This is a genomic window from Chromobacterium sp. CCUG 76385 (assembly GCF_059916625.1).
On the sequence record NZ_JAUCGU010000016.1, the window covers coordinates 55,569 to 82,124 of the forward strand.

Consider the following 26,556-nt stretch of genomic DNA (forward strand, 5'->3'; position numbering starts at 1 on the left):
CGCCGATACGGCTTGGACCGCGGCTGGGCCGCAATCAGGCAAATTGTGGGGTGGATAATGGGACTCGAACCCACGACAACCGGAATCACAATCCGGGACTCTACCAACTGAGCTATATCCACCATTGGGTACTGCAATCAAGCAAGCTTGGCGCGCCCGACAGGAATCGAACCTGTAACCCCCAGCTTAGAAGGCTGGTGCTCTATCCGGTTGAGCTACGGGCGCTCTATCGGGCTGCTTGTTGTGTCTGGTCGGGGCGGCGGGATTCGAACTCGCGACCCCCTGATCCCAAATCAGGTGCGCTACCAGGCTGCGCTACGCCCCGAACAGAGACCGCAACTATACGGATGAGGCCGAGGCCTGTCAACGGCTTTGTGCAAATAATTTAGCGGGTTTGCGGGGAGCATTTGCCGCTGTTTTCCGGCTTGCGGATACTGTCTGTATTTTTCTCTTTATTTATCTTGATCTTAAGAAAAATAAACCGCGGAGCCGCTCTTACTGCGCTGCGCAAATAATGCGACAATAGCGCCCGTTATTTATCTGCATCAATATGGGATTCAGGCATGTCGGCACAATTGATCGATGGCAAGGCGGTAGCGGAACGGCTGGTTGAGAAGGTACGCGTGGGCGTGGAAACGCGTCTGGCGCAGGGCAAGCGCGCGCCGGCGCTGGCCGTGGTGCTGGTGGGGGATGATCCGGCTTCGGCAGTCTATGTGGGCGGCAAGAAGCGCGCTTGCGAAAAAGCCGGCGTGCGTTCGGTATCGTATGAATTGCCCGCCGAAACCAGCCAGCAGCAATTGCTGGAGATAATCGACGAGTTGAATGCCGATGCCGGCGTGGATGGAATACTGGTGCAGCTGCCGCTGCCGAAACAGATCGATCCGCAAACGGTGATTGAACGTATTGATCCGAAAAAGGATGTGGACGGTTTCCACCCGTATAATGTCGGCCGTTTGGCGATCAAGATGCCGCTGATGCGTCCCTGCACGCCGCGCGGCGTGATGACGCTGCTGGAAGAATACGGCATCGATCCTAAAGGCAAGAAGGCGGTGATCGTCGGCGCCTCCAATATCGTCGGCCGGCCGCAAGCGCTGGAAATGCTGATGGCGCGCGCTACGGTTACCGTCTGCCATAGCGCCACGCAGAATCTGGCCGCGGAAGTGGCCGCCGCGGACATCCTGGTGGTGGGCGTGGGCATCCCCAACTTCGTCAAGGGCGAATGGGTCAAGCCGGGCGCGGTGGTGATCGACGTCGGCATCAACCGCCTGGATAGCGGCAAGTTGTGCGGCGATGTGGAGTTTGACGCCGCGCGCGAGCGCGCCGGCTTCATTACGCCGGTGCCGGGCGGCGTGGGGCCGATGACCATCGCCACCCTCTTGCAGAATACGCTGGATTCCGCCAATCTGAACGCCTGAGCCTTTCCGCCGCGCACGCGGCGGTTCTGAGCATGCTCGCCACAGCGGCCGGTGCAGCCGGGCTGTGGCGATTTTGTTTTTCGCCGCCAGACTGGCGCGAGAGTTGCAGACAGCCGCGCGCGGCTGTTTTAGTATTACGTAAAACTAATTTACAGATTGATCACGGGTTTACTGAATGAGTCACGAGAAACACTCGGCCACGCTGCTGATCAGCGCGCCGGACAAAAAGGGCCTGGTTGCGGCCATCGCCAATTTCCTGATGACCTACAACGCCAACATCATGCACGCGGACCAGCATCAGGATACCAGCGAGAACCTGTTCCTGATGCGGGTGCAGTGGGATCTGGATGGCTTCACCCTGCCGATGGACAGTTTCGCCGCGGCGTTCCAGCCCATCGCCGATGAGCATGGCATGAATTGGAAGGTGTCGCTGTCCGCGCGCAAGCCGCGCATGGCCATCTTCGTGTCGCAGTATGAGCATTGTCTGGTGGATCTGATGCACCGCTGGCGCATCGGCGAGCTGGATTGCGATATTCCGCTGGTCATCTCCAATCACGAAACCTGCCGCCGCCTGGTGGAGTTCAACGGCATTCCGTTCCATGTGATCAAGGTGACCAAGGACAACAAGGCGGAGGCAGAGGCCGAGCAGTTCCGCCTGCTGGAAGAGGCTGGCGTCGATTTCATCGTGCTGGCGCGCTATATGCAGATCCTGTCCGGCGAATTCGTCACTCGCTACCCGGACCGGGTCATCAACATCCATCACAGCTTCCTGCCGGCCTTCGACGGCGCCAAGCCTTACCATCGGGCCTTCGCGCGCGGCGTCAAGCTGATCGGCGCCACCAGCCACTATGTGACCGAGGATCTGGACGAAGGCCCGATCATCGAGCAGGAAGTGACCCGCATTTCGCACCGCGACACGGTGGAGGACCTGGTGGAGAAGGGCCGCGACCTGGAAAAAGTGGTGTTGTCGCGCGCCGTGCGCTGGCATCTGGACAATCGCGTGCTGTCCTACAGCAACAAGACCGTGGTTTTCGATTGAGCCGGCCATGCGCGTGCTGATCGATGACTTGTTCGACCTGTTGCGCTTGCGGGTGAAGCCGCTGGCCGCCTATCAGTACCCGTGGTGGCAGCCGGCGCTGCTGCTGACGCTGCTGGGGGTGATCGCCAGCGGCGATACCACGGAGCTGGGCGGCAATGTCGCCGGCCGCATCGGCTTCATGGTGGCGTTCACCTGGCTGGAGACGGTGTTCTTCACCCGCTTCATCGGCTTCTGGCTGCGGCTGGGCAAGGCCGAGCTGGCGGGGTCGCTGTTTGGCCTGGTGGTGGTGGCCAGCGGCCTGCAATTCATCGAGCCGTTGACCAGCTGGCTGCCGGACGATGTGGCGGCCGGCGCCGACATGCTGTTGTCGCTGCTGGGCATGGTGGTGCTGGTCAATGCCTTGTCGCAGGTGTCGGGGGTGTCCAAGCTGCGGGTGCTGGCGGGCGTGGTGCTGTTCGCGCCGCTGGCCTTGGTGCTGCTGGCGGCGACGCTGTCCTTGGCCAATACCGCGGGCTGGGTGGATCTGCCGGCCGACATGGTGGCGATGATGCAGGAGAAGGGCGCCGCGAGCTCCGGCGCGGCGGCGATAGCCAAATAAACCCGGGCGGCAGCCAAGAAAAAAAGGACACGCTCATGCGTGTCCTTTTTGTTTTCCCGATGGCGTTAATCGACCTTGGCGATGTAACGCGCCAGGCCCAGCATGGCGCGCAATGCCTGGCCTTTGGCGGTTTCCTCGTTGCGCAGGCGGGCGTAGCGGCGCAGGATGGCGCGGCCCTCGACGAACAGATCCATATCGGTGTCCGGTGACGATACCAGGGCGATGCGTTCGATCTCGTTCTGCGGTTTGGGTTGGCCCTGCGCGATGCACAGGTAGACCTTGTGCGCGTTGAACGGGGTGATGTGGTCGAACAGGTAAAGCATCGAGTTGATGCGCAGCCCGGTTTCCTCGCGCACTTCGCGGATCAGCGCCTGCGAGCGAAGCTCGCCGCGGTTGGCTTTGCCGCCCGGCAAGTTGTAGCGGCCGCCGCGGCTGGCGGTGACGAGCACGCCGTCGGGGAGTTCGATGATGGCGGTAGCGCGCCTGGCCAAATCATCGGGCAGGCGGTCATTTTTACGATCTTCCAATACACTCATTCTTCCGAAAATATTGATGTACGAGGTCTGTCGCCTCCTGTGTGAGATCAGTGATTCCAAGAAAACCGCCGGTTGTGCTCCACGCGCGTAGAGCAGGGCCGGCGGCTGCCATGAAGGCTTTAGCCCGGAGGAAACCGGGTTTCAATAAGTAGAATTACTGTCTATTGCAATTCTATAGGATTGACGACGTAAGTCCAGCGCTTTACAGCGCTTTTGCCAGCAGGCCGCCGATGCCGACCAACAGGCAGTAGAAGCCGAAGGGCCGCAGCGACTCTATCTCGGTCTTCTTGAAGTAGCGCATCAGGAACCAAGTGCTGGCATAGGCGCACAGGCCCGCTACCGCGCCGCAGGCCAGCAGCAGGCCCCATTCGGCGGAGCCGTGTCCCTTGTGCGCCAGCTTGGGGATTTCCAGGATGCCGGCCGCGGTAATGATGGGCGTGGCCAGCAGGAAGGAGAAGCGGGCGGACGAGGCGTAATCCAGGCCGTGGGCCAGGCCGGTCACCAGGGTGGCGCCGGAGCGGGAGAAGCCCGGCAGCAGCGCCAGCGCCTGGCCGGCGCCGATCTTGATCGCGCCGGCAACGCTTAGTTTGGACAGGTCATGGGAGGCGGTTTTCTTTTTCAGCCGGTCGCCCAGCAGCAGCAGCAGGCCGTTCAGGGCCAGGAAGATCAGCACGGCGGTGGTGCTGGTGAACAGCGCGCGCAGCTGTTTTTCCAGCAAGAGGCCCAGCAGGCCGGCGGGGATGGTGCCGGCGATCACCAGCCACATCAGGCGCGCTTCCGGATTGCTGGCGCGGCCGCCCGCCCTGAGCCAGCCGCCGATGAGTTCTATCCAGTCGCGGCGGAAGTAGATCAGCAGCGCGGCGGCGGTGCCCAGGTGCAGCATCACCATGAATGGCAGGAAGTCCGGGCTGGTGCGGTTGATCGACCAGTGCAGCCAGTCCGGGATCAGGACGCCGTGTCCCAGGCTGCTGACGGGAAACAGTTCGCTGACGCCCTGGATCACGGCAAACAGCAAGGCTTCGATTGGATTCATGGATTACCCCTTGGAAATGGACTGCGGCTGCCGGCGCGTGAACAGTGGCCGGCTCGCCTGATGACGGTCAGTCTATGCTAAACGCGGCGGCATGGCCGCTGGTTTACCCGGCTTTCAATGCTTGTGCCTGGGGTGCGGGTCTGATTCCTGTTCTTCCTGTTCCAGCTGGCGGCGGATGCCGGCGAAGAAATCGTGGATGCCGTGCACGGAGGGCGAGATGGCGGCCAGCAGCTCGGCGCGGACCTCGCTGGAAATGCCGTCCACGAACGGGCGCATGTCGGCATCCGGGTGGCGTTCGAAACCCAGGGCCATGATGGGCTCCAGGAGCGGCGCGCTGTCCGGGGAGTCGAACAGCATGCCCCAATCTTCGTTCAGCAACTCCATGCCGGCGACAAAGCCTTCGCACCAGTCGTTGCCGCGGACTTCGCCGTCGGCGCCGGCATCCAGCCAGGGCTGGAATTCCCCGTCGTTCAGCGCCTCGGCGATGTCCTGCCAGTGGCCGCGCAGCAGCGTCACGAACTGTTCCAGCGTTTTTTCGCTGGGAAAGGCCGATTCGTCGTCGAAGGCGTCGCCCAGGATCAGCGGCAGGCATTCCGCCGGGCGGATGGCTTCCGGGCCGGCCAGGAGCGCGGCGAAGAAGCCGTCCAGTTGTTCCAGGTTCATGCAACCCTGGTCGACGAAACGGGCCAGGGTGGCGGACAGGCGTTGATAGTCTTGCTCGCTGAGCGCTTGGTGCGGCATGGCGGACTTTCCTAGTGGATCAGGCGGCCATTATGCGGCAGGGGAGAGCAAAACAAAACCGCCCGCAAGAGCGGGCGGCGGGATGCTCGGGCAAGGCCGGCGGTTTGGCTCAGGACGCCAGCACCAGGCCGGCGATCAGCGCGGACAGGATGCTCACCAGCGAGGAGCCGTAGACCAGCTTCAGGCCGAAGCGGGACACCATATTGCCGCGTTCCTCGTTCAGGCCCTTCACCGCGCCGGCGATAATGCCGATGGAGCTGAAGTTGGCGAAGGACACCAGGAAAATGGACAGCACGCCGCGGGTGTAGTCGGACAGGTGGGCGGCATGGTTCTTCAGTTCCAGCATGGCGACAAACTCGTTGGTCACCAGCTTGGTCGCCATGATGCTGCTGGCGGTCAGCGTTTCGTGCGTCGGCACGCCCATCAGCCAGGCGAACGGCCAGAACACATAACCCAGCATGGTCTGGAAGTTGATGCCGAAGATCGAGGTGAAGATGAAGTTCACGCAGGAGATCAGGGCGATGAAGCCGACCAGCATGGCGGCCACGATCACGGCGATCTTGAAGCCGGTCAGGATGTATTCGCCCAGCATCTCGAAGAACGACACGCGGTGGCCTTCGTTGCTGATCAGCTCGTCTTCGCCCAGCGCGCTGTCGTAGGGGTTGATCAGCGACAGCACGACGAAGGTGCTGAACAGGTTCAGCACCAGCGCGGTGACGACGAAGCGCGGCTCTATCATCTGCATGTAGGAGCCGACGATGGACATGGACACGGTGGACATGGCGGTGGCGGCCAGCGTGTACATGCGCTTTTCGTCAAAGGTATGGATGATGTTCTTGTAGGCGATGAAGTTTTCGGACTGGCCCACCATCATCGAGCTGATGGCGTTGAACGATTCGATCTTGCCCATCCCGCTGACCTTGGACAGCACGAAGCCGACGGCGCGGATCACCACCGGCAGCACGCGGATGTGCTGCAGGATGCCGATCAAGACCGAAATGAACACGATGGGCATCAGCACCATCAGGAAGAAGCTGAACTCGCCCTTGTTCAGGATGCCGCCGAAGGCGAAGTTGGTGCCTTCGCCGGCAAATTCCATCAATTTGGTGAAGACGCCGGAAATGCTGCCGACGATGGCCAAGCCATACGTCGTGTTGAGCAGGAAGAAGGCCAAGGCGATCTCGACCACCAGCAGCTGCAGGACGGAGCGGATCTTGATGTTCTTCCGGTCGCGGGCGACCAGTTGCGTCAGGGCCAGCACCACAAGGAGGCCGATCAGAAATTGAACGATATGCATGATAAGTGTCGCTTTAGGGTTTCCCGTTGCCGGGGGCGAGTTACGAGCAAGGCATGGGTCCGGCTAAAAGCGCGCCGGCGGATGCCCATTCTTATTGGCGGTGCGGGTCGGCTTCGCAAAGCCGGGGTAGCGCCACGCCTTGCCGCCATGACCGATGGGTGGCGGTTTCGGTGTGTGCACAATGCGCTGAAGTCGCGATAAAAACTTTTCTTTAGATCAAACAATCTGTCTTTATGTGAAGAGAATTTAGCCCGGTTTGACTCAGCGGTCAAAACCGGGCGTGTCGTTACGCTTCAGACGGATGGGATTCGCTCTCGCGGCGAGCCTTTTCCGCGAAGTAATGCGCGCGGCGGGCTTCCTTGGCGGCGGCCTTCTCGGCCATTTCCTGAGCCTTGCGCGCCTTTTCGGCGTCTTCCTCGGCCTGGCGCGCGGCGCGGGCGGCCTCGCGTTCCGCGGCTTCGGCCGCTTCAATCGCCTCGACTTCCTTGCGCGTCTTGCACGGGCTGGTTTTTTCGAACCAGGCCACGGATTCGACGTGCGCGGTGTGCGGGAACATATTGATGATGCCGGCGGCCTTCAGCGTGTAGCCCTTGGTGTGCACCAGCACGCCGGCGTCGCGCGCCAGGGTGGCCGGGTTACAGGACACATAGACGATGCGCTTGGGCGCGGTTTCTTCGGTGATGGCCTTCAAGAGCTGCACGGCGCCGTCGCGCGGCGGGTCCACCAGCATCTTGTCGAAACGGCCCAGCGCCGCGAACGATTCCTCGGTCACTTCGAACAGGTTGGCCATCTCGTAGCTGACGCGGTCCTGCAGCTGGTTGTGGGTGGCGTTTTCCACCGCGCGCTTGACCAGCGCCTGGCTGCCTTCCATGCCGTGGACAATGGCGCCGGAGCGGGCGATGGGCAGCGTGAAGTTGCCGATGCCGCAGAACATGTCGGCGATGCGCTCGCCCGGCTGCGGATCGAGGAACTTCAGCGCGCGCGCCACCATCACCGCGTTGATCTGCGGGTTCACCTGGGTGAATTCGGTGGGGTAGTAGGGCATCTCCACCGCGTATTCCGGCATGCTGTAAGTCAGCTTGGGCGCGTCCAGCGGATAGATCGGGTAGCAGGTGTCCGGGCCCTTGGGCTGCAGCCAGATTTGCAGCGGGCGTTCCGCCGAGCCGTGCTCGTCGGAGAAGGCCTTCAGAATGGCGAAGTCGGCATCGGTGATGTCGTCCATATTGCGGAACACCAGGATGTCCAGCTTGTCGCCGACAGCCACTTCCACCTGCGGCATGCGCTGCTTGATCGACAGCGTGGCGATCATTTCGCGCAGCGGCATGATCAGGTCGGAGATGTGCTTGGGCAGGATGTGGCATTCGCGCATTTCGGCAATGTAGCTGGAGCTTTTCTCATGGAAGCCCACCAGCACGCCGCCCTTCTTGGCCACCATGCGGGCGGACAGGCGGGCGCGATGACGGTAGTGCCAGGCCGGTCCGGAGATGGGGGTGAGAATGCGTTCGGACTTGACCTTGCCGATGCGCTTGAGATTGTCTTCCAGCACGCGCTGCTTGATCGCCACCTGGGCGCTGAACTCCACGTGCTGCATCGAGCAGCCGCCGCAGACGCCGTAATGCGGGCAGCGCGGATCGGCGCGCATGAAGCTTTCCTTCAGCACCGCGCTGGTATTGGCGTTTTCGTAGCTCGGCTTCTTGCGGTAGCTGCTGTAGATAACCTTTTCGTAAGGCAGCGCGCCATCGATGAAGATGGTTTTGCCGTCAACGTGGGAGACTCCCCGGCCTTCGTGATCCAGCGACTCGACCAGGGCAATCGTCTGTGGGTGCGTCATCGTCTTGCTTGCAAAATCAAACGGTAAGGCGCGGATTTTCTCAAAAATCGGCAATCCGTGCTGGTTTTTTTACAAACGCGTTGCGCAAACGCTTTCTGTTAGAATCTGCGGAATGATTCAAAGCAATGGAATGAGCAGTATGTGCAAGTGGTTGACGCTGCTGGCGCTGGGTTGTTTGTCGGCGTTTCCGGCCGCTGCGGCGGCGGTGATGCCCGAGCCGGATGTTCAGATCAATCCAGCCGGCCGGCACCTGGTGCTGAATCTGCCGCAGGCGCGGCTGTTCCTGTACCAGGATGGCAAGCTGGAGCGGATTTTCCCGGTGGCCGTAGGCAAGATGCTGACGCAAACGCCCATCGGCAGTTTCGACATCACCGGCATTTACCGCGACCCCAGCTGGCATGTGCCCAAGTCCATCCAGGACGAGATGAAGCGCAACGGCAAGCCGGTGGTGACCGTGGTGCCGCCGGGGCCGGACAATCCGCTCGGCCCGGTATTCGTCCGCTTCGGCGAGAGCAAGCTGGGCTTGGGTTTTCACGGCACCAATGCGCCGGCCTCGGTGCCCGGCTTCCGCAGCCATGGCTGTGTGCGCATGAAGAACGATGACGCGCTTTCGCTGGCCAATACCGTCAGCCGCGGCGACGCCGTCACCGTGGCCTACCAGACCATTCTGCTGAACGAGGACGAAACCGGCCAGCTGTGGCTCACCGTCTACCGCAATCACTACAAGCAGGATGATCCGTCGATGCCGTATCTGGCGGATACCTTGCTGGCCTGGCAGCATCAGCATCAGATTGCCTTGTACGGCCAGCGGGTGGACGAGGCGCTGAAGCAGCGCAGCGGCAAGCCGGTCTGCATCAGTTGCAAGAGCGCCAAGGCGCAGATCAGCGGCAAGCTGACGGCGCTGCCCTGGTTGTCCAGGATGAGCCTGCCGCAGCCCTTGCCGGCCACCGACGGGCCGGCCTCGCATGAATCCGGCGCGCCGATCAGCCAGCGCGGACATGCCGCCAAGGCGGGATGAGATGTAAGATTGCCAATGACAGGGCCGCTGCTGCGGCCCTTTTCTATTTCAAAGCGCCGCGGCTTTCAGCGCTTGGCCGATATCGGCCAGGATGTCGTCGACATGCTCGATGCCGATGGACAGCCGCACCAGCTCCGGCCGCACGCCAGCCTGCAATTGCTCCTCCGGCGACAGCTGGCGGTGGGTGGTGGTGGCAGGGTGGCAGGCCAGCGATTTGGCGTCGCCGATGTTCACCAGCCGCGTCACCAGCTGCAGCGCGTCGATGAAGCGGCCGCCGGCTTCTGCGCCGCCCCGGATGCCGAAGGACAGGATGCCGGAGGCGCGGCCGCCCAGGTAGCGGTCCACCAGCGGCTTGCTCGGGCTGTTCGGCAGGCCGGCGTACTCCACCCACTCCACCGCCGCGTTTTCCTGCAGGAAAGTGGCCACTTTCAGCGCGTTTTCGCTGATGCGGTCCATGCGCAGGGCCAGGGTTTCGATGCCTTGCAGGATCAGGAAGGCGTTGAACGGCGAGATCGCCGCGCCGGTATTGCGCAGCGGCACCACGCGGGCGCGGGCGATGTAGGCTGCCGGTCCCAGCGCTTCCACATAATTGACGCCGTGGTAGCTGACGTCGGGGGTGTTGAGACGGACAAAGCGCTGGGCGTGCTGGCCCCAGGGGAATTTGCCGGAATCGACGATGATGCCGCCTATGCTGTTGCCGTGGCCGCCCAGGTATTTGGTCAGACTGTGCACCACGATGTCCGCGCCGTGTTCGAACGGCCGGCACAGATACGGCGAGGGCACGGTGTTGTCGACGATCAGCGGCAGGCCGTGGCGGTGCGCCTCGGCGGCGAAGGCGGCGAAGTCCACCACATTGCCCAGCGGATTGCCGATGGATTCGCAGAACACCGCCTTGGTGCGCGCGTCCACCAGCTTGGCGATGGCGGCCGGGTCCTGGTAATCGACAAAGCGCACCTCGATGCCGAACTGCGGGAAAGTATGGGCGAACAGATTGTACGTGCCGCCATACAGCGTGCGGGTGGCGATGATGTTGTCGCCGGCCTCGGCGATGGTCTGGATGGCGTAGGTGATGGCGGCCATGCCGGAAGCCACCGCCAGCGCGCCGATGCCGCCCTCCAGCGCCGCCACCCTTTTTTCCAGCACGTCGGTGGTGGGGTTCATGATGCGGGTGTAGATATTGCCCTGCACCTTGAGGTCGAACAGGTCCGCCCCATGCTGGGTGCTGTCGAAAGCGTAGCTGGTGGTCTGGTACAAGGGCACTGCCACCGCCTTGGTGGTGGGGTCGGGGCTGTATCCGGCGTGGACGGCCAAGGTTTCCAGTTTCATTGCTAGGACTCCAGTCGCAGGTTAGTTTTTTGTCATGAAGGCCTACCATAACAATGGAATGGCTGACTAGCAAGGAGCTAAGAATTCTACTTTTTAAAACTATTTGATATGTGAAGGTTCTCGAAGCGTTCAGTTCCAGCCGGGGTTTTCGCGGCGCAACAGCGCCCAGATGCGCAGCACGTGCTTAGCGTAAGGCTGAGCGAGCGAGGGGGTGGGGCTGTGATAAGCGCCGATGCCGCGCTCCCAGTCTTTTCGGCGCCTCACTTCTTCCGCCAGCATCCAGGCGGCGACATGCGCGTTGGTGCATGGGTCGTAGAGTTGCGCGCGGTCTATGCCGTAACGGGCGAGTTTGGGTAGCCAGGCGTCGTTGATCTGCCAAAAACTGATGTCAGCGCTGCCATTGCGATTGCGTCCTGTCACATAGGGATTGTCGAATCGAACGCCCGACTCTTTTACTTTTATCGCCATCAGCAGCAGGTAAGGAACATCGAAGCGGCGAGCGGCGTCAAGCGCGCAGTGCGCGGTGCGGCGGATATTGAAATGCTCCTCCTGGCCGCCGGCGAGAAGACGGATGGGAAACAGCGCGATCCATGCGAGCAGCAGCCAGCGCGGCCAGACGCGCGATTTTTGCGAAGGTCGTCCAGCTTCTGCCGAGGCGGGGCGGCAGAGCGTGGCGCGCCTTTGAATGGGCGCCGGGTTCTTGTTTGCGCGGCGGGGCTTAAGCATCGGGCGGAAGGCGTTTCAGCGGGCCGAGAGTGTCTTTCACTTTGCGCTCGCCGGCGCCGTCATCGCTGAATGGTCCGATGAGTATCTGAAAGGTTCGGCCGATTTTTTTTATCTGGCAACTAAGCCCCTTGTTTTTGTAGCTATCCGCCGCTCGCTCGGCGGCGGCGCGGCTGGAGAATACGCCGCCGTCCATTAGGTATTTTTGCTGGGGAGGCGGCGAAGCAATGATCAGCCTGGTGTAATCCAGCAAAATGGTTTTTGAGCGCTGGTCCGCCACCAGCGCATAGGGAAATTGCTCGCCTATCGAGCGGAGAGTCGCGATGACTGGCTGGTAGAGGCTTTTGATGCGGATGACGATGCTGGAATCGGTGGCGCCGCGTTCCTCAAAACGCCAGCCTGTGATGCGGGCCAGATCGTCTAGCAATTTTCCCGGAGGGCCTTCATATTCTGTCGAGTAGAGACGGTCCAGGTTGCTGTCCGCCTCGGCTGGCGCGGCAGGGGAGTTTGGCCTAGGTTTTTGCTCCGCCGTGTCGCCCAGCATGGGGGTTGCGCTAGCCGGCAGGCTGGTCGCCATCGCCAATAGAATCAATACTTTTACCTTGTTCATGGGGATTTTTTTAGTTTATGATAGTTATCACTATATCAAACATAAAATGACCGTGCTATAGTGCCGAAAATTTCCGTCTGGCATGGGTCAGGCTGGCATCAGGACTTTCGTGTGCTTTTTTATGTTTGTTATAGAGGTGTTTAAATTAAACCTTGGTGATGATATGGGCTGGAAATTGATGGTAGCGGCATGTTGTTTTGCCCCGGTCTTCAACGCGCAAGCCGGTTTTCTTTATTTAAACGATGAAGCAATTAAGCCGGCGGCGGCAGGGCTGATCCGCGGCGAGGAAAGACGGATGGCCGGGCTGGCGCGCCCTGCTGTTGCGTCTTCGGAGCTGGCCGTTGAGTCGCCGCGCCAAGACGTGTTGAGGCTATCGCCAGGGAAGGAAAGAATTTCCTCGGCTCTGCGATCGTACGCCAAGGAAAATGGCTGGGTGCTTGCATGGGAGTTGGATCGTGATTTTCCGATTGATTATCCGGCAGTTTTCAAGGGCTCTTTTCTGGATGTGATGGAGCAAGTTGCCAAGTCGCTGCAAAACACTGACTCGCCGGTGCGGATCAAGGCCTATGAGGCAAATAGGGTGATTCGCGTGATCCATGCGACACGATAAGGATGTTTGTGATGAAGAAAACAGCGCTTCTGGCATGCGTCGCCGTGTTGCTTGGGGGCTGCGGCACGCCGGGCCTGCTGCAGAACACCGATGGAAGAATCGCTGAGGCACAGCGGGACGTGCGTGGACTTGAGGCCGCGCAGCCCTTCTTGCCTCCGATGGTGGAAAAAAGCGCAGGCGCTTGGTTTACCCAGCGTTCCGTGGTGGTGGACGAGGTGGATGCCTTGCCGGCGCGTTTTGAACGCGACGCGAGCTTCTCCACTGGCAAGGCCTTGCCTCTGTCTTTGATGGCGGAGCAGATCGCCAAGGAGCAGGGCATTGTGATCCGCTTGGCGCGCGACATTTTCAGCGTCGCCGCGGCCAAGCCGAATAATGGCGCCATGCCGGCCGTGCCGACCATAGGCTTATCTTCTCCGTATCCGCCCGCGGCGCAACCGACGGGCGGAACGGCGCTGTCGGATGAGCCGCGCGCTCAAGTCAATTATTCAGGCAGCCTGAGAGGCCTGCTGGACGCGGTGGCGAACCGCACGGGAACGAATTGGAGCTATCGCAATGGCGTGGTCGAGTTTTCTCGATTGATAACGAGAACCTTCCAGATAAAAACCATGCCTGGGGTGTCCAGTTATTCGGCCAAAGTAGGCAAGAGTTCGCAAAGCTCGACCGGCGGCAGCGGCGGTGGCGGCGGATCCGCTGTCTTGAATTTCGGTTCGGATTCATCTGTCAGCATGAGCTCGGTGATGAAGTACTGGGATCGGTTGAGCGACACGGTCAATAGCATGTTGTCTCCTTTGGGCAAGGCGGTGTCTTCGGAGATGACAAGCTCGATCACAGTGACGGACTCCGCCGATGTGGTAGCGCGAGTGGCGCGCTACATCGATGGCGAGAACGCGGTTTTGGGCCGTCAGGTCAGCTTGTCCGTGCAGGTTTTTTCCGTGAATTTGACTGAAAAGTCGTCATCCGGCATCGATTGGAAACTGGTTTATCGCGCGGCGCAAAGCGGTTGGGGCAGCTCGTTCACCCAGGCGGGCAAGGGGTCGACTGATGATGCCGTGTTCGGCGTGACCATGGATTCCGGGCAATTCAAAGGCTCTCAGATTCTGTTGCAGGCGCTGAGCCAGCAGGGGCGGGTCAGCACCGTAGTCAATACCAATGTCGTGACGCTGAATAATCAGCCCGCGCCGGTGGCGGTGACGCAGAACCAGGGCTATCTGGCGCGAATCACGGCAACGCCTGGCGTGAGCGGCTCGGCGCCCAGCGTCGGCATGGAGCCCGGCGTGATTTCCACCGGCTTTGTGATGAATCTGCTGCCGACTTTGCTGGATAACAGCAGCGTGATGCTGCAAGTGCAGATCGACCTGTCTGAGTTGAGAGACTTGAAGAAAGTGACATCGGGGGATAACTCGATCCAGACGCCGATCACGTCTTCGGTGCAGACCATGCAGCGGGCATCGTTGAAGTCCGGGCAAACGCTGATTCTGAGCGGTTTCAGGCAGAGCAAGAGCCAAGCGGATCGTAACGGCGTCATCGCCTATCAGGGCGGGACCAAGTCGGCTGCGCAATACGACGACGAAATCATTGTCGTGATCTCCCCCCAACTGACCGAGGGGGTTTGAGATGGCCAAAGTGCTGTGCGGCAATCTGGTCGCCGGGGTGCAGTGGGAGGCTTTGCTTGGCTTGAGCAAAGAGTCCGACGAGGTGAGGGAACTGGCCGCCAAAAGAGGGGCGAGGCAATTCCTGGTTTTGAAGAACGCTTTGGGCTCGTCGGTCGTGGGTTTGGCCACCTTGCCGGGCAAGGCGAGCCGGCATGGCTTGTATTCGCTGGCCGGTTGGCTCAGAGAACTCACCGATGACCCGAATATTCTCTTCCTCCATAGCGATCCCGATGATGCCGGCCATGTGATTTTCATCGCGATTCATGATGGCAAGCCGATGCATGATCAAATCCTGCCGCAAGAAGAGGCGATTGAATCCGCGCGCCGCTTCATGCAAGAGGTGGGCATCGGCGTCACTGTTCTGGGCGATGAAGCCGACATCCAGTTCACGGTGACACGGCGCATCGGTCTGGATGAAATCGCCGAATTATTGAACCAGGGCGAAAAGGAGAAATATTGCTTCCGGCCGGTGCCGCGCAATCCTCTGATCGGCTTGGCGCTTGTTGGCATCGTGCTTGCCGGACTTGGCTTGGGCGCCAAGTGGTGGCTGCAGGCTCATGATCAGGAAATTCAGGCCAAGCTAGCGGAGGCGGCCATGGCGCAACCCGATGAGGAGGCGCGTTACCGCGGGCAATTGCAGGCGGCATTGCAAGCGCCGGCCCTGCATTGCGGCAGCGCATACGCCAAACGCATGCAGTTGGCCATTCAGCAGTTGCCCAGAAATGTAGGCGGCTGGCGCATCACGCATTTGTCGTGCAAGGCCGGCGCTTGCGCGGTGGGTTGGCTGCGGGGGGAAGGCGGCAATTTCGCTACCTTGTCGGCCGCGCGGCCCGCGGCTCAGATTCAGGATATGAATACCGCGATGGAAAAGGTCGCGTTTGCGGATGGCGCCGGGGACAAGGCTGTGACGCCGATCGCGGCGGCGCAGTTTTATTTGCAGTCGGGGGTGAGGATGCAGGCGCTGGACGATTACGGCAAGTCTGCGGCGGGGGCAGGCAAGGCGCTGGAGGCCTCGCTGGGCAAGACCGACGCCTTGGTTCCCTTGCCGCCGCAACTCAGAAATCGAAGCGCCAAGCTGCCGCAGGTTTCGAGGGGGACATGGGCGCTAAGCGGGCATCTGGCTTTTCTGGACTCTGTCGCGGGGCTGATGGAACGCTCCGGCAATATGGCGCTGGATGAAATCACGGTGATGTTGAGCGATGCATCCCCATCCTTTGCCGCGAGAGGCACTTTTTATGTTCAATAAATTGTTGCTCGGCTGTTTGCTGCTTTCAGCCGCCGCCAGCGCGGAAACCATAGATGCCTTCGCCAAGAGCGCCATGCCGAGGCCTTTGCCTGCCATTCAATCTCTGCCGCCCTTGCCCTTGCCCAATGCTGGCGGATTGCCGCCGTCCGCGAGCGGGGGAGAGCCGGCGCCGGAGTTCGATCTGATGATCATCCAAAGCAATGGCCAAGTGCGCAGGGCCTATCTGCTGATCCAAGGCAGGCAGGCCAAAACGGTGAAAGCGGGAGACAAGCTCAGGTCTTGGAAAGTCGTGGCGGTGGGAGAGGACTATGTCGATCTGAGACAGGGCGGGAAGCGGAAGCGTCTGTTGATAGATTCTGGCGTCGCGGCGGCGGAATCGCGTTGAAGCATGAGTTAGGGGGACCGATTAGTGAATTGGCTTTCTCAATTCGGGAAGCGCGGCGATGGCGTGAAGCCGGTCGCTTCTCCGGCAGTGACGGATACCAGGCGAGCTGGGCAGCCAGGGGCTGAGGGTCAGGCGGCGCGGCGCCTGACTATGTTGAAGACTGAGGTGATACGTCAGCATGGCTGGCGCATTGAGAGCGATCTGTTGCTGCCTGGCTATGAAAACAGCGTGTTGGTGATGGGGTCGGCCAAAACCAAACAGTATCTCCTGTTGATAGATGAGGCGAGTTATCCGCAGTTGCGCCAGGGCGATTTGCTGCAACGCTTTGATTCCGGCATCCGGGCAAGAGCGCGGCTCAGCTGTTACGGCGTATTCGTCGGCGCCATGGATGAGATTCTGCTGGTGCAGTCTCAGCTGCAACAGCAAGGCGGCGAGGGCGACGCTCGAGCTGGCGACGCCAGGAACGGGGGGGCGCGCAACTTCGACATGGTGATAGAGAAGGCGATTGAACTGAGGGCGACCGATATCCATTTCGAATTCCGGGATGGGACGCAGGTGCGGGTTCGTTACCGGATTCACGGCAAATTGAGAGACAGCGATCCCAAGGAAAGATTGCTGAATGACTTCAACGCCATGATGGACGCGGTTTCGACGGCCTATAACTCCCGGGCCGACTCCAGCAGCCGCAGCCATAACCACTTTGATGAAAACCGGCACCAGAGCTGCTCGATCGGTTTGAACATCCAAGGCCGAAATTATCAACTGCGGTTCCAGAGCGTGAAGGAAAACCGCGGCGTGGATGTCATTTTGCGGGTATTGCTCAATGAGGCGGTGGAGAAGGACATCCTCAGCCTGCAGGAGCTGGGGTATTCGGAAGATCAGGTGGAAGTGCTGGAGGACGCGGTGTACCGATCCCCCGGTCTGACCATCATCGCAGGAGAGACCGGTTCGGGGAAAACCACCACCTTGCGCACCTTGATGACTTATGAGCGCGATTCAGGCAAGAAATTCTTCTCGATCGAAGACCCTGTCGAGTACATCCAGCCGCATGTCACCCAAATTCCCATCCAGCGCAAGGCCGAGGATGGCAAGAAGGAGGGCAGCGAAACCCCCTTCGGCGCAGCGGCCAAGGTTTTGTTGCGGGGTGATCCCGACAAGGTGATGGGAGGGGAGATCCGCGATGCGGAAACCGGCGCGTTCGCCAAGGCGATGACCCAGACCGGCCACCAAGTGTTGTCCACCGTCCACGCGTCAAGCGGCTTTGGCGTCTTGGCGCGGCTGTCCGAGAACGAGATCGGCATCCCGGTTCATTCGCTGGCCTCTCCGGATTTTCTGACCGTGCTGGTTTATCAGAAGCTGCTGCCTGTGCTGTGCTCCGATTGCAGCCGCATGGCGGTGGAAGTTTTGCCTGACGACTATCTGATGGTCATCGCGTCGCTGGGGATAGACATCAGCGAAGTCCGGGTGGAGGGAGAGGGCTGTCCGCAATGCCGTTATCTGGGCACGGCGGGGCAGACAGTGGTAGCGGAGGTCTGCGAGATCGCGGAGGAAATGCTGCCGATGATACGCGAAGGCCGTTTCTGGGAGGCGGAGCGATATTGGCGCGCCAAGAACAATGGCAAGCTCTACGACCCGGTCATGCTGGGGAAGACCGCGATGGAGCACGCCATTTATAAAATGTCTCAGGGCTTGCTGGACCCAAGAGACATCGAGTCCGCCTTCCGCAAACTGAAAAAATACCGCCCCCTGAGTTTGGCTGATTAGAAGAGGAATAAGAATGAACAGCGAAGAGCTGCATTTCGATGGAGTTTGGAAAAGCCATTCCAAATTGGGCGCATCTTTCGCAGATGCGGATGCGAGCGCGTACGAGATCGCCGGGGCCAGCGTAGACAGGCGAGCCGGAGCGGTCAGCGAAGAACGTCTGGCTTGGCTTCGCCGTGTGGCGCGCGAGGTGCGGGGGGAAGGCGAGAGGGCTGACGAAACTTTTGACATGGGTTACCGGCAGGCGATCACGCCATTGTCCGACAATGCCGGCCATAATCCGCATCCGGACGAGATGGCCGCGCCGCTTTGGGCTCGCCAGGCGGCGGCGAGAGGCATGCTGGGAGAGGACGCGCGGCAGGTTTTCCGCAATCTGGACGCCTTGGGCTTGCTTGATGCGGATTATTTCGCCGCCCGCGCGGCCCCGTTGTGGCCTGTCGAAACGCATTGCCTGCCGTTCGCGGAACTCGCGGCGATGACATTGGATGCCAGACATCAGTTGGCGGAGCCGTTGAAAGGATGCGGCGCGCTGGGGCGGCATGGCTATTTCTGTTTGTCCGGCGTGGATCGGGGTTGGGGCGCGTTGGCGGTGGCCGATGGCGAGAGGCATGAGGCTATGTCGGCCGTGGCGGACATCAAACATCGCATGGAGGCTTCCGGCCAGGCCTGCCGGGTGCTGACGTTGACGGCCTATGCATACCGCTGGGCCGTCAGGCGGTTTCTCTGGGAGGAGATTCTTGCCGAGAAGGACATCGATTACGCTTTTCGCGTGGCCGATGCGACTCAGGCTTATGCCGCGCCGGCGGCGGATGGCGGCCGATTGCTGTTGCTGGAGTCCTCGCATGGATTGGAGGCGGTGGCGTCGTTGACGCAGGCGTGCGCGGCTGATTTTCTGGGGGCGCTGGGCGGCATGCCGGAGCGGGATGCGCCGGGCGTTTGGACGGCCTCAACCGGCGGCGCGGCATGGCCGCTTGGCAAACCGGCCTCGCTTGGCGCGTTTGGCATGGAGAGTGGCGATGAGGCGCAGCGCGTCATGAATGAGTTGCGCCGGCCGGGCGCGATTATATTCGTTTCAGGGGAAATGGCTTTGCCGATGGCGCATGCTTTGGTCGGCGAGGCCTGGAAGCGCGGCATCGCCGTGACGGAGCATTCTGCAGGCGGCTTGCCTCAGCTGTTGATCGCCCCTGAGCTAGCCAAGTTGCAAGCTAGCTCCCACCCAGTCCTGGCGGTGTATCCCGATAAGCAGGCATCGGTTGAGTCGATGTTGATGAAGCTGCTGTCGGAACGGACGGGCTGGGCAAAGGGGCGCGTGATGTATGGCATCGATACGGCAAGGGCTGCGATGCTTTGCCCGCTTTGTTCGGAAACCGTGGACGGAGAACGAGCGGCCCGGCTCATGACGGAGGCGGGCGCTCATGGCCGCGGCGCGGACTGGAGCAAGGCCCGCACGCGCAATGTCAAAACGCCTTGTTGCGGCAGCGGCTATGCAGGCGAAGCGTGGTATAGCGAAATCTGGGATGGCCGCTTGCTGCAAAAAGAATTGGATGTCGCCATGGCTGACGAGCTGGCGGATCAAGGCGTGAGGCCGGATCAACGGATACGCGCGCGGCTGTTGCGAGACATCGCGGATGGCAAGGTGGATTACCTGGCGGCGGGAGGGGCGTCATGTTGAACGGCTGGAGAGGGCTTGGCCGGTCATCGGCGGGCGCGGACCCCGCCTATGCCGGACTGGCGCGGGCCAAGAGAAAGTTCATGAAGCTGCGTTCGAAATTCTATGGCGACTTGGCGGATTCCATCGAGGACGGCGCGAATCCTTATGAGCTCTTTTCGCGCAAGTTCGCCTTAGCGCGGGAGCGCGGCAATCCCATGGCGCCGCTGTTCGCTTTTTGGCGGCAGCGCGCGGCCTCGATGAATCTGCGCGACACCTGGGAAGGCACCATTCCCGCCGATGATTTGATGGTGATCGGCTCCGGGGAGCGCGGCGATTTGCCTGAGGCGCTGCGGTTCTTGGCCAAGGTGGTGACTATCCGCGAAAAAAATGCCAAGGCAATCCAGTTGGCGGTGGCCTTGCCCATTTTTCTGTTGCTGTTGATGACCGGCGTGCAGGTCGGCGTGGCGCTCGGCATGATGCCCATCATGGAGCAGATCATGCCGCCGGAGCGCTTTCCCTTCGTCGGCAAAGTACTTTACTACTTGTCGGCGGCGATTCGAGATTACTGGTATTTGATTTATGGGCTGCCTGCGGCCTTGACCTGCGCTTATTTCTGGTCTTTGCCGCGTTGGAATGGGCCGATGCGCAGTCGGCTGGATCGCCGCTTGCCTTATTCGCTTTACCGCGATTTGAAGGCGAGCGAGTTTCTGGTTTCACTGGCGGCGCTGTCGCAAGCCAATACCGGCGTATTCGAAGCGGTGCAGTTGCTTGAGCGGGGCGCCACGCCGTGGATGCGCGGCCATTTGGCGAGGATTCGGGTCTCCCTGACCGCCAACCGCAGCTTGCTCAAGGCGATGGATACCGGCCTGTTTTCCGAGGATATCTTCGACCGGATCGCGGAATACTCAGCGCGAAGCAACTTTGAAGACGGCATCCGCAAGATCGGCTTGACCACCATAGAAGAGATTTCGGTAAAAATCGCGGAGCGCTCGGCCATCATCCGCAATTTGCTGGTGGTGATGGTGGGCGGCTTCATTCTGCTGACTATCGCCGGGATGATGATAACGGCGCTGGAGGCGGGCAACCAGATTCAGCAGATGACGACCGGAGGGTGAGAGGCGTTTGTTTTAAAAAAATATTTGTTTGTTAAAGTTCATATTTTATTTAACTAATGGAGTGCAGCATGCGTACTTTTCCCGTTCAACCGCCGGCCGCGCCGCGCGGGTCTCTCAAGGATCAAGCCGGAGTCGACTTGATTCAGCTATCGGTAGCCGTCGGCATCATTGCTTTCATCTTGGCGGTCGGTTTTCTGGTGGTGCCAACGGTCATGACCAATATCAAGGTCAATTCCGAGACGTCGGATATTCAGCAGTCTGTTTCCAATGCCTTGAGGGTGTATGGCAGCGGGGCCGATGTCAGTACCCTGAAGAATGAAGTGGCGGTCAGTCTCAAGCTTTCGCCGGCGGACCGGATATCGGGAGATAAGAATATTTCGAATCGATTTGGTGGAGAAGTGACTTGGGGACCGGCTAGCGTTTATGGCGCCGCTGGTGCAAACGATGGCATAGAAATTGTCTCCAAGGGCTATTCGAAAGAAGCGTGCGCCAAGTTAGTGCCCAATGTGCAGGCATTGTTCGCCAGGATAAAAGTGGGCGAAACCGTGGTGAAAGACATGCCTAATGGCAAGTCGCTGGATGTCGCCGAGCTGGGCACGCAATGCAATAAAGAGGAAAAAGCCGATCTTGCGCTGCACTTTTCCAAGTGAGCGGCGATGGCCCCGTCTTTTGGCGGGGCAGTCTCGGAAGAAATCATCATGAAAAGTCAAGAAATCATTAGCGATGTGCAACTGCACGTCCGAGACTGGCAATCCAGCGTGCTGTTTCCTGGGCAGATTCAGCCGGGCGAAGCGCACAAGGGTTTTTTGTTCAAGTTGACGGAGGCCGTGCTGGCGGGGCAGCAAGAGGTTGGCCAGCGGTCAGGATTTACCGTTACGGCGGCGGGCATGCGCTGGCGTGTGCAACGCATGCAGCCTTACCGCTATGCCTGCCGGCTGGTGATGAATCGCGCGCCCAAGCTGCCGGATCTGCGCTTGCTGGATTGCCACGTCAATATGATGCTGTCCGATGAGCTGAAAAAGAGCGGGGGGCTGGTGCTGTTTTCCGGCTTGACCGGTTCCGGCAAGACCACCAGTTTGAATGCCATGCTGGTGTCTCGGCTGGAGAAGTTCGGCGGGTTCGCCCAGACGGTGGAGGATCCGGTGGAGATCGTCATCGAAGGCTGGCATGGCGAGGGCTATTGCACGCAGATCGATGTGATGGATAGCGCCATGGGTGGCGAAGTGCAGTTCGACCGGCGCTTCGCCGAGGCGATCACCACCTCCTTGCGCTCGTTTCCCGCGCGCGACCGTTCCATGCTGATGATAGGAGAGGTGCGCGACGCGCACAGCGCCGCCGAATTGTTGCGCATCGCTGTCGATGGCCATCTGGTGTTATCGACCATCCACTCCCGCGACATTCCGTCGGCCCTCCGGCGGCTGGCTTCGCTGGCGCGGGCCGGCGGGGAAACCCAGGCCGATCAGTTTGTCGCGGACTCCTTGCGCATGGTGTTTCATCAGCGCTTGGATGCCGGCGTACCGCAGATGACCTCCTTGGACACGCGCGAACGCAAGGATTTGTATCAATTCCTGTGCAAGGGCGAATATGCCAGGCTGGAGGGCGAAGTGGATCTGCAGCGGCGCAGGAATATCCAGCTCAGGAGCATGTGATGCGCCGCAAGCAGAAGGGTGAATTGCTGGTGACCTTGGCGATCGCGGTGGCGCTGATCGGCATGTGCCTTGCCTATCTTGGGGTACGGCAAGTCAATGAGTGGCGGGTGGCGCGCGGCCAGATACTGGGCGGCGCGCTGGCTGAGTTGGGCAAGGGGGTGAATAGCTATGTCGTCCGCTTCCACCCGCAAATCGCCGACGCCTGGATCAATCATCCGGGGGCCGTGCAGCCTTTGGTCGTGGATGGGGTGACGCTGGCGAAGGACGTCACGCATCCCACCGCGGCGGAGATCGCCAGGATTGCCGGCTTGAGCGGCTTTGGAGACAGACCGCCGGTGCCGGATGGCAACTATCGGATTATTTTGTCTAAGGCTGATGGGACTTGCCTGGTGATGGATACCTGCAATGTCAATGCTTTGACCTATGTCGATAAGCCATTGTTGCTGCCCTACCCATCGGGCGCCGATAAAGTCGACTATGTCGCAGCCGCCGCCGCCGCTCAAGTCATAGGCCAGAATGGTGGCGTGGCACTGCTGCCGGATAAGAGCAAATTGCAGTTTCCAGATGGCTCTCCTGGCAGCATGAGCATGAAGCTGGACAATCCGGTGGGAACGCAGGGCGGCATCGTCGCGGTGCGCGGCGGCTATTTGCGCTCGGATCTCGATATGTTTCTGCGCCGCGACGGTTCGCGCCCGATGACGGGGAATTTGAACATGGATAGCTTCGACATCAAAGGCAGCGGCGCATTGAGGATGGGCGAGGTTTTCTCTAGTAATGGAGTCAGTGCAGGCAATGATGTTCATGCGGGCAGGGATTTGACAGTGGGCGGGTCCGCAACCGTCACGGGAGGCGCGGGTGTCCAGGGTAAGCTTAACGTGGGCGACCGAATTTCCGCTGGGGAGTTTGTCCAGTTGAGCGGCGTGCGCGAAGGCTCCCCTTGTCAATCCAATGGCTTGATCGCGATGCGAGAGGGTGACGGTACGGTTCTTTCCTGCGTAGGGGGGCAGTGGGGGCAGCCTGGCTTTAGCGAAACGGTGACGGTAAAGGGTGATTATGAGGCATGCGGATTTAATGTGGATAAGAGAACCGATTCGCAAGTCTCTGTCGCCTACTGTGGAGAAGGCTTCAGGCTGCTGTCTGGTGGCTACTATGTGACGCGCTGGCCGAATTTCCTGGTCCCAGGAGAACCTTCGAGGAATTATAGGGAATATACCTTCGCGCCAGAAGAGAGCGCGCCTTTGAAATTCTATGAAGAGCCTCGGCCTAATTCTGATCAGAACAAATCGCGTCAAGATGAGCATCCGATCAATTTATTGAATAAAGAAGGGTGGTATATCTGGACGGGGGCATCGGAGAGCGGATGTTGGAAAGCCGTGGCGACATGTGTTCGCTGATTGCTCTATCGCGATGTGCTAAGCCAGCGTAGGAGGTTCTGAGGGCTTTGCTTCTGTCTGGGAAGGGGCGAAACTACTTGGGTGGTAGGGGGCTTTCGAAGCAGCCTCCCGCCGCGGCCTGCTAGATAGTTTGAATAGGGCATTCTTGGCGCTGATCCGCGCTGCCCCATATCTTATTCTTGGCGCGTTCGGCGCCGATCGCTATTCCTTTCGGAGTCTGTTGGAGCGCGTCCTGGCGATGAGTCAGGTGGTTTGTCGAGCTATGATTTTTTTAGGGTCATGGCTCGCAATCTATGCCGCTCGGCCGTTTTATATTTCTTTTTGTTATTTTATTATTCCAATTTCAGAATAAAACTATAGCGTGAGCCTTGATTGCCAGAGCTGGTTTGTGCCGCGCGGCCTTATTTTAAATTTTAATAAATTTCATTTTAAATTATTTAATTAATAAAAGGTGCGTGTGATTTTTGGCAAAGGGTGGCTGCTTTCGCATAAATGCGGCAATGAGGCGAGAAGCTGCAGGTTTTGCATATCGGCTAGTAAAAAATGCTGGTTTGTTAATCCTGTGACTTTCTGAAGAAATATTGATTTTCGCCAGCAGATTATTGAGCGTTTTTTAATAAAAAGTTGTGTTAAAGTATGTATCTTAATAAATAATTAAATGAGCAGTGAGTTGACGATGGCATGAATTTAGGATTTGAAGTAAGCAATATTATGCCGTTTGAGAGTCATTTCTCCGTGATGATGGGCAGCAAGTTCCAATCATGGATGATTTGGATGGCGAGGATAGCGAGTTGGCGGTGGAAGCGTGCCAAACGGAACTCGGCCGGAATGTTGATCCTAGAGTTGTTGCTGAAGCGACCCTTGGATAGGGTCGGAAGGGTGAAAAGGTTGGGTATGAGAAAAATACAAGCGGTGCTGAAGGACATTGCACAAAAGACCCTGCTGCTGACTTGTTTGATTGATGAGGCGATGGAGGTTGGCGTATTGACTCGCGAGGATGCCGGTGAGCTTGGCCGTAGGATTCGTATCAAGGAGTATTTGATTCAAAGCCTGGAGACGGCGATCTGCTGGTCGGCGCAGGATGGGCAGGATCCTGCCATGGAGGAGGAGTTGCAAGGGCTGGTCGGCAGCGCCTTCGAGTTTATTCGCTGGGTGGATCGGATGTCTGAATGGTTGCAACGGAACTTGTATCGAACGCTATAGTCCGGCTCGACTTCTTAGCGTTTGGGGGGCTAGGAAGGAGCGGGGCGATGCGCGGTTTGGGTCGCAGCTGCTGCGCGATGGCGGTACATTTTGTTTTGTATGAAGGTGGACTTCATCTGTTTGTGAACGTTTGCGTAGACTCAAGTTTAGCTGGCTTTGGACTTGACCGCCGAGGGGGCTGAAAGTGCGTGATGGTTCATTGACTTAATGAAGTTGGCCACATATTTTGATCATATCTCAGATTGTCATCATTTGAACTGTGTTGGCGCTTCGTTAAAATGAAATTTTTTAGCCTTGTGGTACACTCTAGTAGTAATGAAACTAAAAGAAACTGTAACTGCCTGGCGGTGCCTGGGAGCTTGGGTTACTCAAGTAAACTGAGTGAGGGAATGACATGTACGATGACGGGCGCGTATTTTTGGTGGCTGGTTATTGGATAAAGCTGAAGAAGGCGTTCGCTTCAGCCTCGATTTATGTGATAGCCGAGACGGCTGCAGTCGCCTCTAGCTTGGCTAAGCGTTGCATGCCGCAATTTCAGCCTGCAGGTACGATGAGTCTGACTGAAGTCCGGCGTTATGTCGCCTATATGAGCAGGATCGCATCCGGAGAAGAGGTTTGCCTGATGCAGGAAGGGAGAGCGAAGCAGGTGGGGGGCACGGTGCCCGCTTCGCAGGTCTTTGTGGTGGTGGGTTTTTCCAAAACGCACTCCCCGGACCGCGATCCCATCGTTGCATTTGTGGTGGCCAATAGCGATGTGGAGGCCGCGATGTTGCAGCGTGCAGCCATGCCAAGCCTGTCAGTTTCCGCTGCAACCAGCCTGTCTCAGCTTATCGCGTTGCAATCACGCATGGAGCGAGTCGCGAAGGGCGAGGTTCCTGCCCTCAAGGAACAAGGTGTCATTCGGTGATGAGCGTATCAAGGGCAATAAGGTGTGACAAATGTCTACGGTGAACATACCGGTGTATGAGCGTCAGTTTGCGGTGGTTTTGCCGGAAGAATTGCGAGCGTATTATTTTCGAGGCGAGGTGCCGCCATCATTGCAGCCGCAGTTTGAGGAATGGAAAGCCCAGGCCTTTGTTGATGGAGCTCCGCCGCCATCGATGACGGAAAGCAATGTCGCGAAATTCTTTTTGCGCACGGTGGCGTTGGCGGATGACGATGCGCTTGGCGATGTCTCATTGGCGGCCTTGTTTCCCATGAGCAATGCTTCCATTACCGCGCTGGATACGGCGGCGGTGCGCCGGGCCGCGGTGGCTGGCCACACGTCGCTGACGAGGATGGTTGTGGATAGAGCGATCGCGCCTATCGAGGTTGTGCCTGCGGATGGGCGAGGTCGTCAAAAGACGTCATTTGCCGCGTCTGCATCAGGCGACGATGAGGCGAACGCCGCGGCGATTGATCGCAATTTGCTCGATTTCTTCCGCATGCGCGGCAATGCCAAATATCGCAAGGACTTGATGATCAATGTCACGCTGGAGGAGGCGCATTGCGCCAAGGGGCTGGCGGACAGAGTGGCGCGAAGAATGGCGGTGTTGGGCGAGTTTGAGCAAGGTTTGCTCAAGCGCTTGCTCTCAGGCGAAGCGCCGTCCGATGTGATGAAGGATGCCCGCAATCGATCTTAACCCGTCCGCGCTGGCGGGTTTTTATTTGGCTATGTCCCAATTGTAAGTTGGTAACTACACTGAAGTAAGCCTCTCACCAGGAGCGTGATGATGGATACCCA

At 59.5% G+C, this 26,556-nt stretch carries 25 protein-coding genes and 3 tRNA genes; 17 read left to right on the top strand and 11 right to left on the bottom strand.

Features of this window, described 5'->3' with window-relative positions:
- Positions 1-46 precede the first annotated feature (46 nt).
- The 3 genes from QUG01_RS11990 to QUG01_RS12000 all read right to left on the bottom strand — a co-directional run bounded on the left by QUG01_RS11990 (position 47) and on the right by QUG01_RS12000 (position 325).
- Positions 47-122 (bottom strand) — tRNA-His (locus QUG01_RS11990).
- Between the two features lie 26 nt (positions 123-148).
- Positions 149-225, bottom strand: a tRNA-Arg gene (locus QUG01_RS11995).
- A 23-nt stretch (positions 226-248) separates the two neighbouring features.
- Positions 249-325: transfer RNA gene (locus QUG01_RS12000), tRNA-Pro, on the bottom strand.
- A gap of 238 nt (positions 326-563) precedes the next feature.
- On the opposite strand from QUG01_RS12000, the gene folD reads away from it, so the two are divergent.
- From folD to QUG01_RS12015, 3 genes are all read left to right on the top strand, one after another.
- A complete protein-coding gene (gene folD, locus QUG01_RS12005) occupies positions 564-1,415 on the top strand; it encodes a bifunctional methylenetetrahydrofolate dehydrogenase/methenyltetrahydrofolate cyclohydrolase FolD (protein WP_500830349.1) in 852 nt (283 codons plus the stop codon).
- Between the two features lie 175 nt (positions 1,416-1,590).
- On the top strand, positions 1,591-2,454 hold the full coding sequence (gene purU, locus QUG01_RS12010) for a formyltetrahydrofolate deformylase (protein ID WP_103319495.1): 864 nt from the start codon (positions 1,591-1,593) through the stop codon (positions 2,452-2,454).
- Positions 2,455-2,461: 7 nt separating this feature from the next.
- Positions 2,462-3,052 (top strand): hypothetical protein, encoded by a 591-nt coding sequence (locus QUG01_RS12015; RefSeq protein WP_103319494.1) that lies wholly within the window; start codon positions 2,462-2,464, stop codon positions 3,050-3,052.
- Between the two features lie 65 nt (positions 3,053-3,117).
- Here the strand turns inward: QUG01_RS12015 and QUG01_RS12020 are convergent, their stop codons facing one another.
- From QUG01_RS12020 to rlmD, 5 genes are all read right to left on the bottom strand, one after another.
- On the bottom strand, positions 3,118-3,588 hold the full coding sequence (locus QUG01_RS12020; protein ID WP_052246652.1) for an NUDIX hydrolase: 471 nt from the start codon (positions 3,586-3,588) through the stop codon (positions 3,118-3,120).
- 202 nt (positions 3,589-3,790) lie between these two features.
- Entirely contained in the window at positions 3,791-4,621 is an 831-nt protein-coding gene (locus tag QUG01_RS12025) for an undecaprenyl-diphosphate phosphatase (protein WP_199153302.1), read from the bottom strand.
- Between the two features lie 114 nt (positions 4,622-4,735).
- On the bottom strand, positions 4,736-5,362 hold the full coding sequence (locus QUG01_RS12030) for a YecA/YgfB family protein (protein WP_500830350.1): 627 nt from the start codon (positions 5,360-5,362) through the stop codon (positions 4,736-4,738).
- Between the two features lie 109 nt (positions 5,363-5,471).
- Positions 5,472-6,659, bottom strand: a complete 1,188-nt coding sequence (locus tag QUG01_RS12035; protein WP_500830351.1) for a NupC/NupG family nucleoside CNT transporter — start codon at positions 6,657-6,659, stop codon at positions 5,472-5,474.
- Between the two features lie 286 nt (positions 6,660-6,945).
- Positions 6,946-8,490, bottom strand: a complete 1,545-nt coding sequence (gene rlmD, locus QUG01_RS12040) for a 23S rRNA (uracil(1939)-C(5))-methyltransferase RlmD (RefSeq protein ID WP_500830352.1) — start codon at positions 8,488-8,490, stop codon at positions 6,946-6,948.
- A gap of 139 nt (positions 8,491-8,629) precedes the next feature.
- On the opposite strand from rlmD, the gene QUG01_RS12045 reads away from it, so the two are divergent.
- Complete coding sequence (locus QUG01_RS12045) at positions 8,630-9,508, top strand: L,D-transpeptidase (protein WP_500830353.1); 879 nt, start codon at positions 8,630-8,632, stop codon at positions 9,506-9,508.
- Between the two features lie 48 nt (positions 9,509-9,556).
- Here QUG01_RS12045 and QUG01_RS12050 read toward each other — a convergent pair whose 3' ends face one another.
- The 3 genes from QUG01_RS12050 to QUG01_RS12060 all read right to left on the bottom strand — a co-directional run bounded on the left by QUG01_RS12050 (position 9,557) and on the right by QUG01_RS12060 (position 12,167).
- Entirely contained in the window at positions 9,557-10,834 is a 1,278-nt protein-coding gene (locus tag QUG01_RS12050; RefSeq protein WP_500830354.1) for an O-acetylhomoserine aminocarboxypropyltransferase/cysteine synthase family protein, read from the bottom strand.
- A 129-nt stretch (positions 10,835-10,963) separates the two neighbouring features.
- The gene (locus QUG01_RS12055) at positions 10,964-11,560 is read right to left on the bottom strand and encodes a lytic transglycosylase domain-containing protein (protein ID WP_500830355.1); all 597 of its coding nucleotides are present in this window, start codon (positions 11,558-11,560) and stop codon (positions 10,964-10,966) included.
- Complete coding sequence (locus tag QUG01_RS12060) at positions 11,553-12,167, bottom strand: DotD/TraH family lipoprotein (protein WP_500830356.1); 615 nt, start codon at positions 12,165-12,167, stop codon at positions 11,553-11,555. Before QUG01_RS12060 ends, QUG01_RS12055 begins: the two co-directional genes overlap by 8 nt.
- 82 nt (positions 12,168-12,249) lie before the next feature.
- On the opposite strand from QUG01_RS12060, the gene QUG01_RS12065 reads away from it, so the two are divergent.
- From QUG01_RS12065 to QUG01_RS12125, 13 genes are all read left to right on the top strand, one after another.
- A complete protein-coding gene (locus tag QUG01_RS12065; RefSeq protein ID WP_500830357.1) occupies positions 12,250-12,777 on the top strand; it encodes a toxin co-regulated pilus biosynthesis Q family protein in 528 nt (175 codons plus the stop codon).
- 11 nt (positions 12,778-12,788) lie between these two features.
- Positions 12,789-14,390: a PilN family type IVB pilus formation outer membrane protein gene (pilN, locus tag QUG01_RS12070; RefSeq protein ID WP_500830358.1), complete on the top strand. Its 1,602-nt coding sequence runs from the start codon at positions 12,789-12,791 to the stop codon at positions 14,388-14,390.
- Position 14,391: 1 nt separating this feature from the next.
- Positions 14,392-15,675: a type 4b pilus protein PilO2 gene (pilO2, locus tag QUG01_RS12075; RefSeq protein WP_500830359.1), complete on the top strand. Its 1,284-nt coding sequence runs from the start codon at positions 14,392-14,394 to the stop codon at positions 15,673-15,675.
- On the top strand, positions 15,629-16,060 hold the full coding sequence (locus QUG01_RS12080) for a hypothetical protein (protein ID WP_500830360.1): 432 nt from the start codon (positions 15,629-15,631) through the stop codon (positions 16,058-16,060). The genes pilO2 and QUG01_RS12080 overlap by 47 nt, the downstream gene beginning before the upstream one ends.
- Before the next feature lie 150 nt (positions 16,061-16,210).
- Positions 16,211-17,824 (top strand): GspE/PulE family protein, encoded by a 1,614-nt coding sequence (locus tag QUG01_RS12085; protein ID WP_500830361.1) that lies wholly within the window; start codon positions 16,211-16,213, stop codon positions 17,822-17,824.
- A gap of 226 nt (positions 17,825-18,050) precedes the next feature.
- Positions 18,051-19,493: a hypothetical protein gene (locus tag QUG01_RS12090; RefSeq protein ID WP_500830362.1), complete on the top strand. Its 1,443-nt coding sequence runs from the start codon at positions 18,051-18,053 to the stop codon at positions 19,491-19,493.
- Positions 19,487-20,587, top strand: a complete 1,101-nt coding sequence (locus tag QUG01_RS12095; RefSeq protein WP_500830363.1) for a type II secretion system F family protein — start codon at positions 19,487-19,489, stop codon at positions 20,585-20,587. Before QUG01_RS12090 ends, QUG01_RS12095 begins: the two co-directional genes overlap by 7 nt.
- A gap of 68 nt (positions 20,588-20,655) precedes the next feature.
- A complete protein-coding gene (locus QUG01_RS12100) occupies positions 20,656-21,237 on the top strand; it encodes a type 4 pilus major pilin (RefSeq protein WP_500830364.1) in 582 nt (193 codons plus the stop codon).
- Positions 21,238-21,285: 48 nt separating this feature from the next.
- Positions 21,286-22,236, top strand: a complete 951-nt coding sequence (locus QUG01_RS12105) for an ATPase, T2SS/T4P/T4SS family (protein ID WP_500830365.1) — start codon at positions 21,286-21,288, stop codon at positions 22,234-22,236.
- On the top strand, positions 22,236-23,630 hold the full coding sequence (locus QUG01_RS12110) for a hypothetical protein (RefSeq protein WP_500830366.1): 1,395 nt from the start codon (positions 22,236-22,238) through the stop codon (positions 23,628-23,630). The genes QUG01_RS12105 and QUG01_RS12110 overlap by 1 nt, the downstream gene beginning before the upstream one ends.
- Positions 23,631-24,311: 681 nt before the next feature.
- Positions 24,312-24,833 (top strand): hypothetical protein, encoded by a 522-nt coding sequence (locus tag QUG01_RS12115; RefSeq protein WP_500830367.1) that lies wholly within the window; start codon positions 24,312-24,314, stop codon positions 24,831-24,833.
- A 394-nt stretch (positions 24,834-25,227) separates the two neighbouring features.
- The gene (locus tag QUG01_RS12120) at positions 25,228-25,740 is read left to right on the top strand and encodes a hypothetical protein (protein WP_500830368.1); all 513 of its coding nucleotides are present in this window, start codon (positions 25,228-25,230) and stop codon (positions 25,738-25,740) included.
- 31 nt (positions 25,741-25,771) lie between these two features.
- Entirely contained in the window at positions 25,772-26,455 is a 684-nt protein-coding gene (locus tag QUG01_RS12125; protein WP_500830369.1) for a hypothetical protein, read from the top strand.
- The last annotated feature ends 101 nt before the right edge of the window (positions 26,456-26,556 follow it).

Excerpts from the sequence above, each read along its gene's own strand:
- QUG01_RS12050 (WP_500830354.1), bottom strand. The coding sequence starts at position 10,834 with ATGAAACTGGAAACCTTGGCCGTCCACGCCGGATACAGCCCCGACCCC.
- QUG01_RS12020 (WP_052246652.1), bottom strand. The coding sequence starts at position 3,588 with ATGAGTGTATTGGAAGATCGTAAAAATGACCGCCTGCCCGATGATTTG.
- QUG01_RS12065 (WP_500830357.1), top strand. The coding sequence starts at position 12,250 with ATGGGTCAGGCTGGCATCAGGACTTTCGTGTGCTTTTTTATGTTTGTT.
- QUG01_RS12045 (WP_500830353.1), top strand. The coding sequence starts at position 8,630 with ATGTGCAAGTGGTTGACGCTGCTGGCGCTGGGTTGTTTGTCGGCGTTT.
- pilO2 (WP_500830359.1), top strand. The coding sequence starts at position 14,392 with ATGGCCAAAGTGCTGTGCGGCAATCTGGTCGCCGGGGTGCAGTGGGAG.
- QUG01_RS12030 (WP_500830350.1), bottom strand. The coding sequence starts at position 5,362 with ATGCCGCACCAAGCGCTCAGCGAGCAAGACTATCAACGCCTGTCCGCC.
- QUG01_RS12115 (WP_500830367.1), top strand. The coding sequence starts at position 24,312 with ATGAATTTAGGATTTGAAGTAAGCAATATTATGCCGTTTGAGAGTCAT.
- QUG01_RS12080 (WP_500830360.1), top strand. The coding sequence starts at position 15,629 with ATGCATCCCCATCCTTTGCCGCGAGAGGCACTTTTTATGTTCAATAAA.
- QUG01_RS12025 (WP_199153302.1), bottom strand. The coding sequence starts at position 4,621 with ATGAATCCAATCGAAGCCTTGCTGTTTGCCGTGATCCAGGGCGTCAGC.
- pilN (WP_500830358.1), top strand. The coding sequence starts at position 12,789 with ATGAAGAAAACAGCGCTTCTGGCATGCGTCGCCGTGTTGCTTGGGGGC.
- QUG01_RS12120 (WP_500830368.1), top strand. The coding sequence starts at position 25,228 with ATGTACGATGACGGGCGCGTATTTTTGGTGGCTGGTTATTGGATAAAG.
- QUG01_RS12015 (WP_103319494.1), top strand. The coding sequence starts at position 2,462 with ATGCGCGTGCTGATCGATGACTTGTTCGACCTGTTGCGCTTGCGGGTG.
- QUG01_RS12105 (WP_500830365.1), top strand. The coding sequence starts at position 21,286 with ATGAAAAGTCAAGAAATCATTAGCGATGTGCAACTGCACGTCCGAGAC.
- QUG01_RS12060 (WP_500830356.1), bottom strand. The coding sequence starts at position 12,167 with ATGAACAAGGTAAAAGTATTGATTCTATTGGCGATGGCGACCAGCCTG.
- QUG01_RS12095 (WP_500830363.1), top strand. The coding sequence starts at position 19,487 with ATGTTGAACGGCTGGAGAGGGCTTGGCCGGTCATCGGCGGGCGCGGAC.
- QUG01_RS12110 (WP_500830366.1), top strand. The coding sequence starts at position 22,236 with ATGCGCCGCAAGCAGAAGGGTGAATTGCTGGTGACCTTGGCGATCGCG.
- QUG01_RS12035 (WP_500830351.1), bottom strand. The coding sequence starts at position 6,659 with ATGCATATCGTTCAATTTCTGATCGGCCTCCTTGTGGTGCTGGCCCTG.
- purU (WP_103319495.1), top strand. The coding sequence starts at position 1,591 with ATGAGTCACGAGAAACACTCGGCCACGCTGCTGATCAGCGCGCCGGAC.
- QUG01_RS12125 (WP_500830369.1), top strand. The coding sequence starts at position 25,772 with ATGTCTACGGTGAACATACCGGTGTATGAGCGTCAGTTTGCGGTGGTT.
- QUG01_RS12085 (WP_500830361.1), top strand. The coding sequence starts at position 16,211 with ATGTTGAAGACTGAGGTGATACGTCAGCATGGCTGGCGCATTGAGAGC.
- QUG01_RS12055 (WP_500830355.1), bottom strand. The coding sequence starts at position 11,560 with ATGCTTAAGCCCCGCCGCGCAAACAAGAACCCGGCGCCCATTCAAAGG.
- folD (WP_500830349.1), top strand. The coding sequence starts at position 564 with ATGTCGGCACAATTGATCGATGGCAAGGCGGTAGCGGAACGGCTGGTT.
- rlmD (WP_500830352.1), bottom strand. The coding sequence starts at position 8,490 with ATGACGCACCCACAGACGATTGCCCTGGTCGAGTCGCTGGATCACGAA.
- QUG01_RS12100 (WP_500830364.1), top strand. The coding sequence starts at position 20,656 with ATGCGTACTTTTCCCGTTCAACCGCCGGCCGCGCCGCGCGGGTCTCTC.
- QUG01_RS12090 (WP_500830362.1), top strand. The coding sequence starts at position 18,051 with ATGGGTTACCGGCAGGCGATCACGCCATTGTCCGACAATGCCGGCCAT.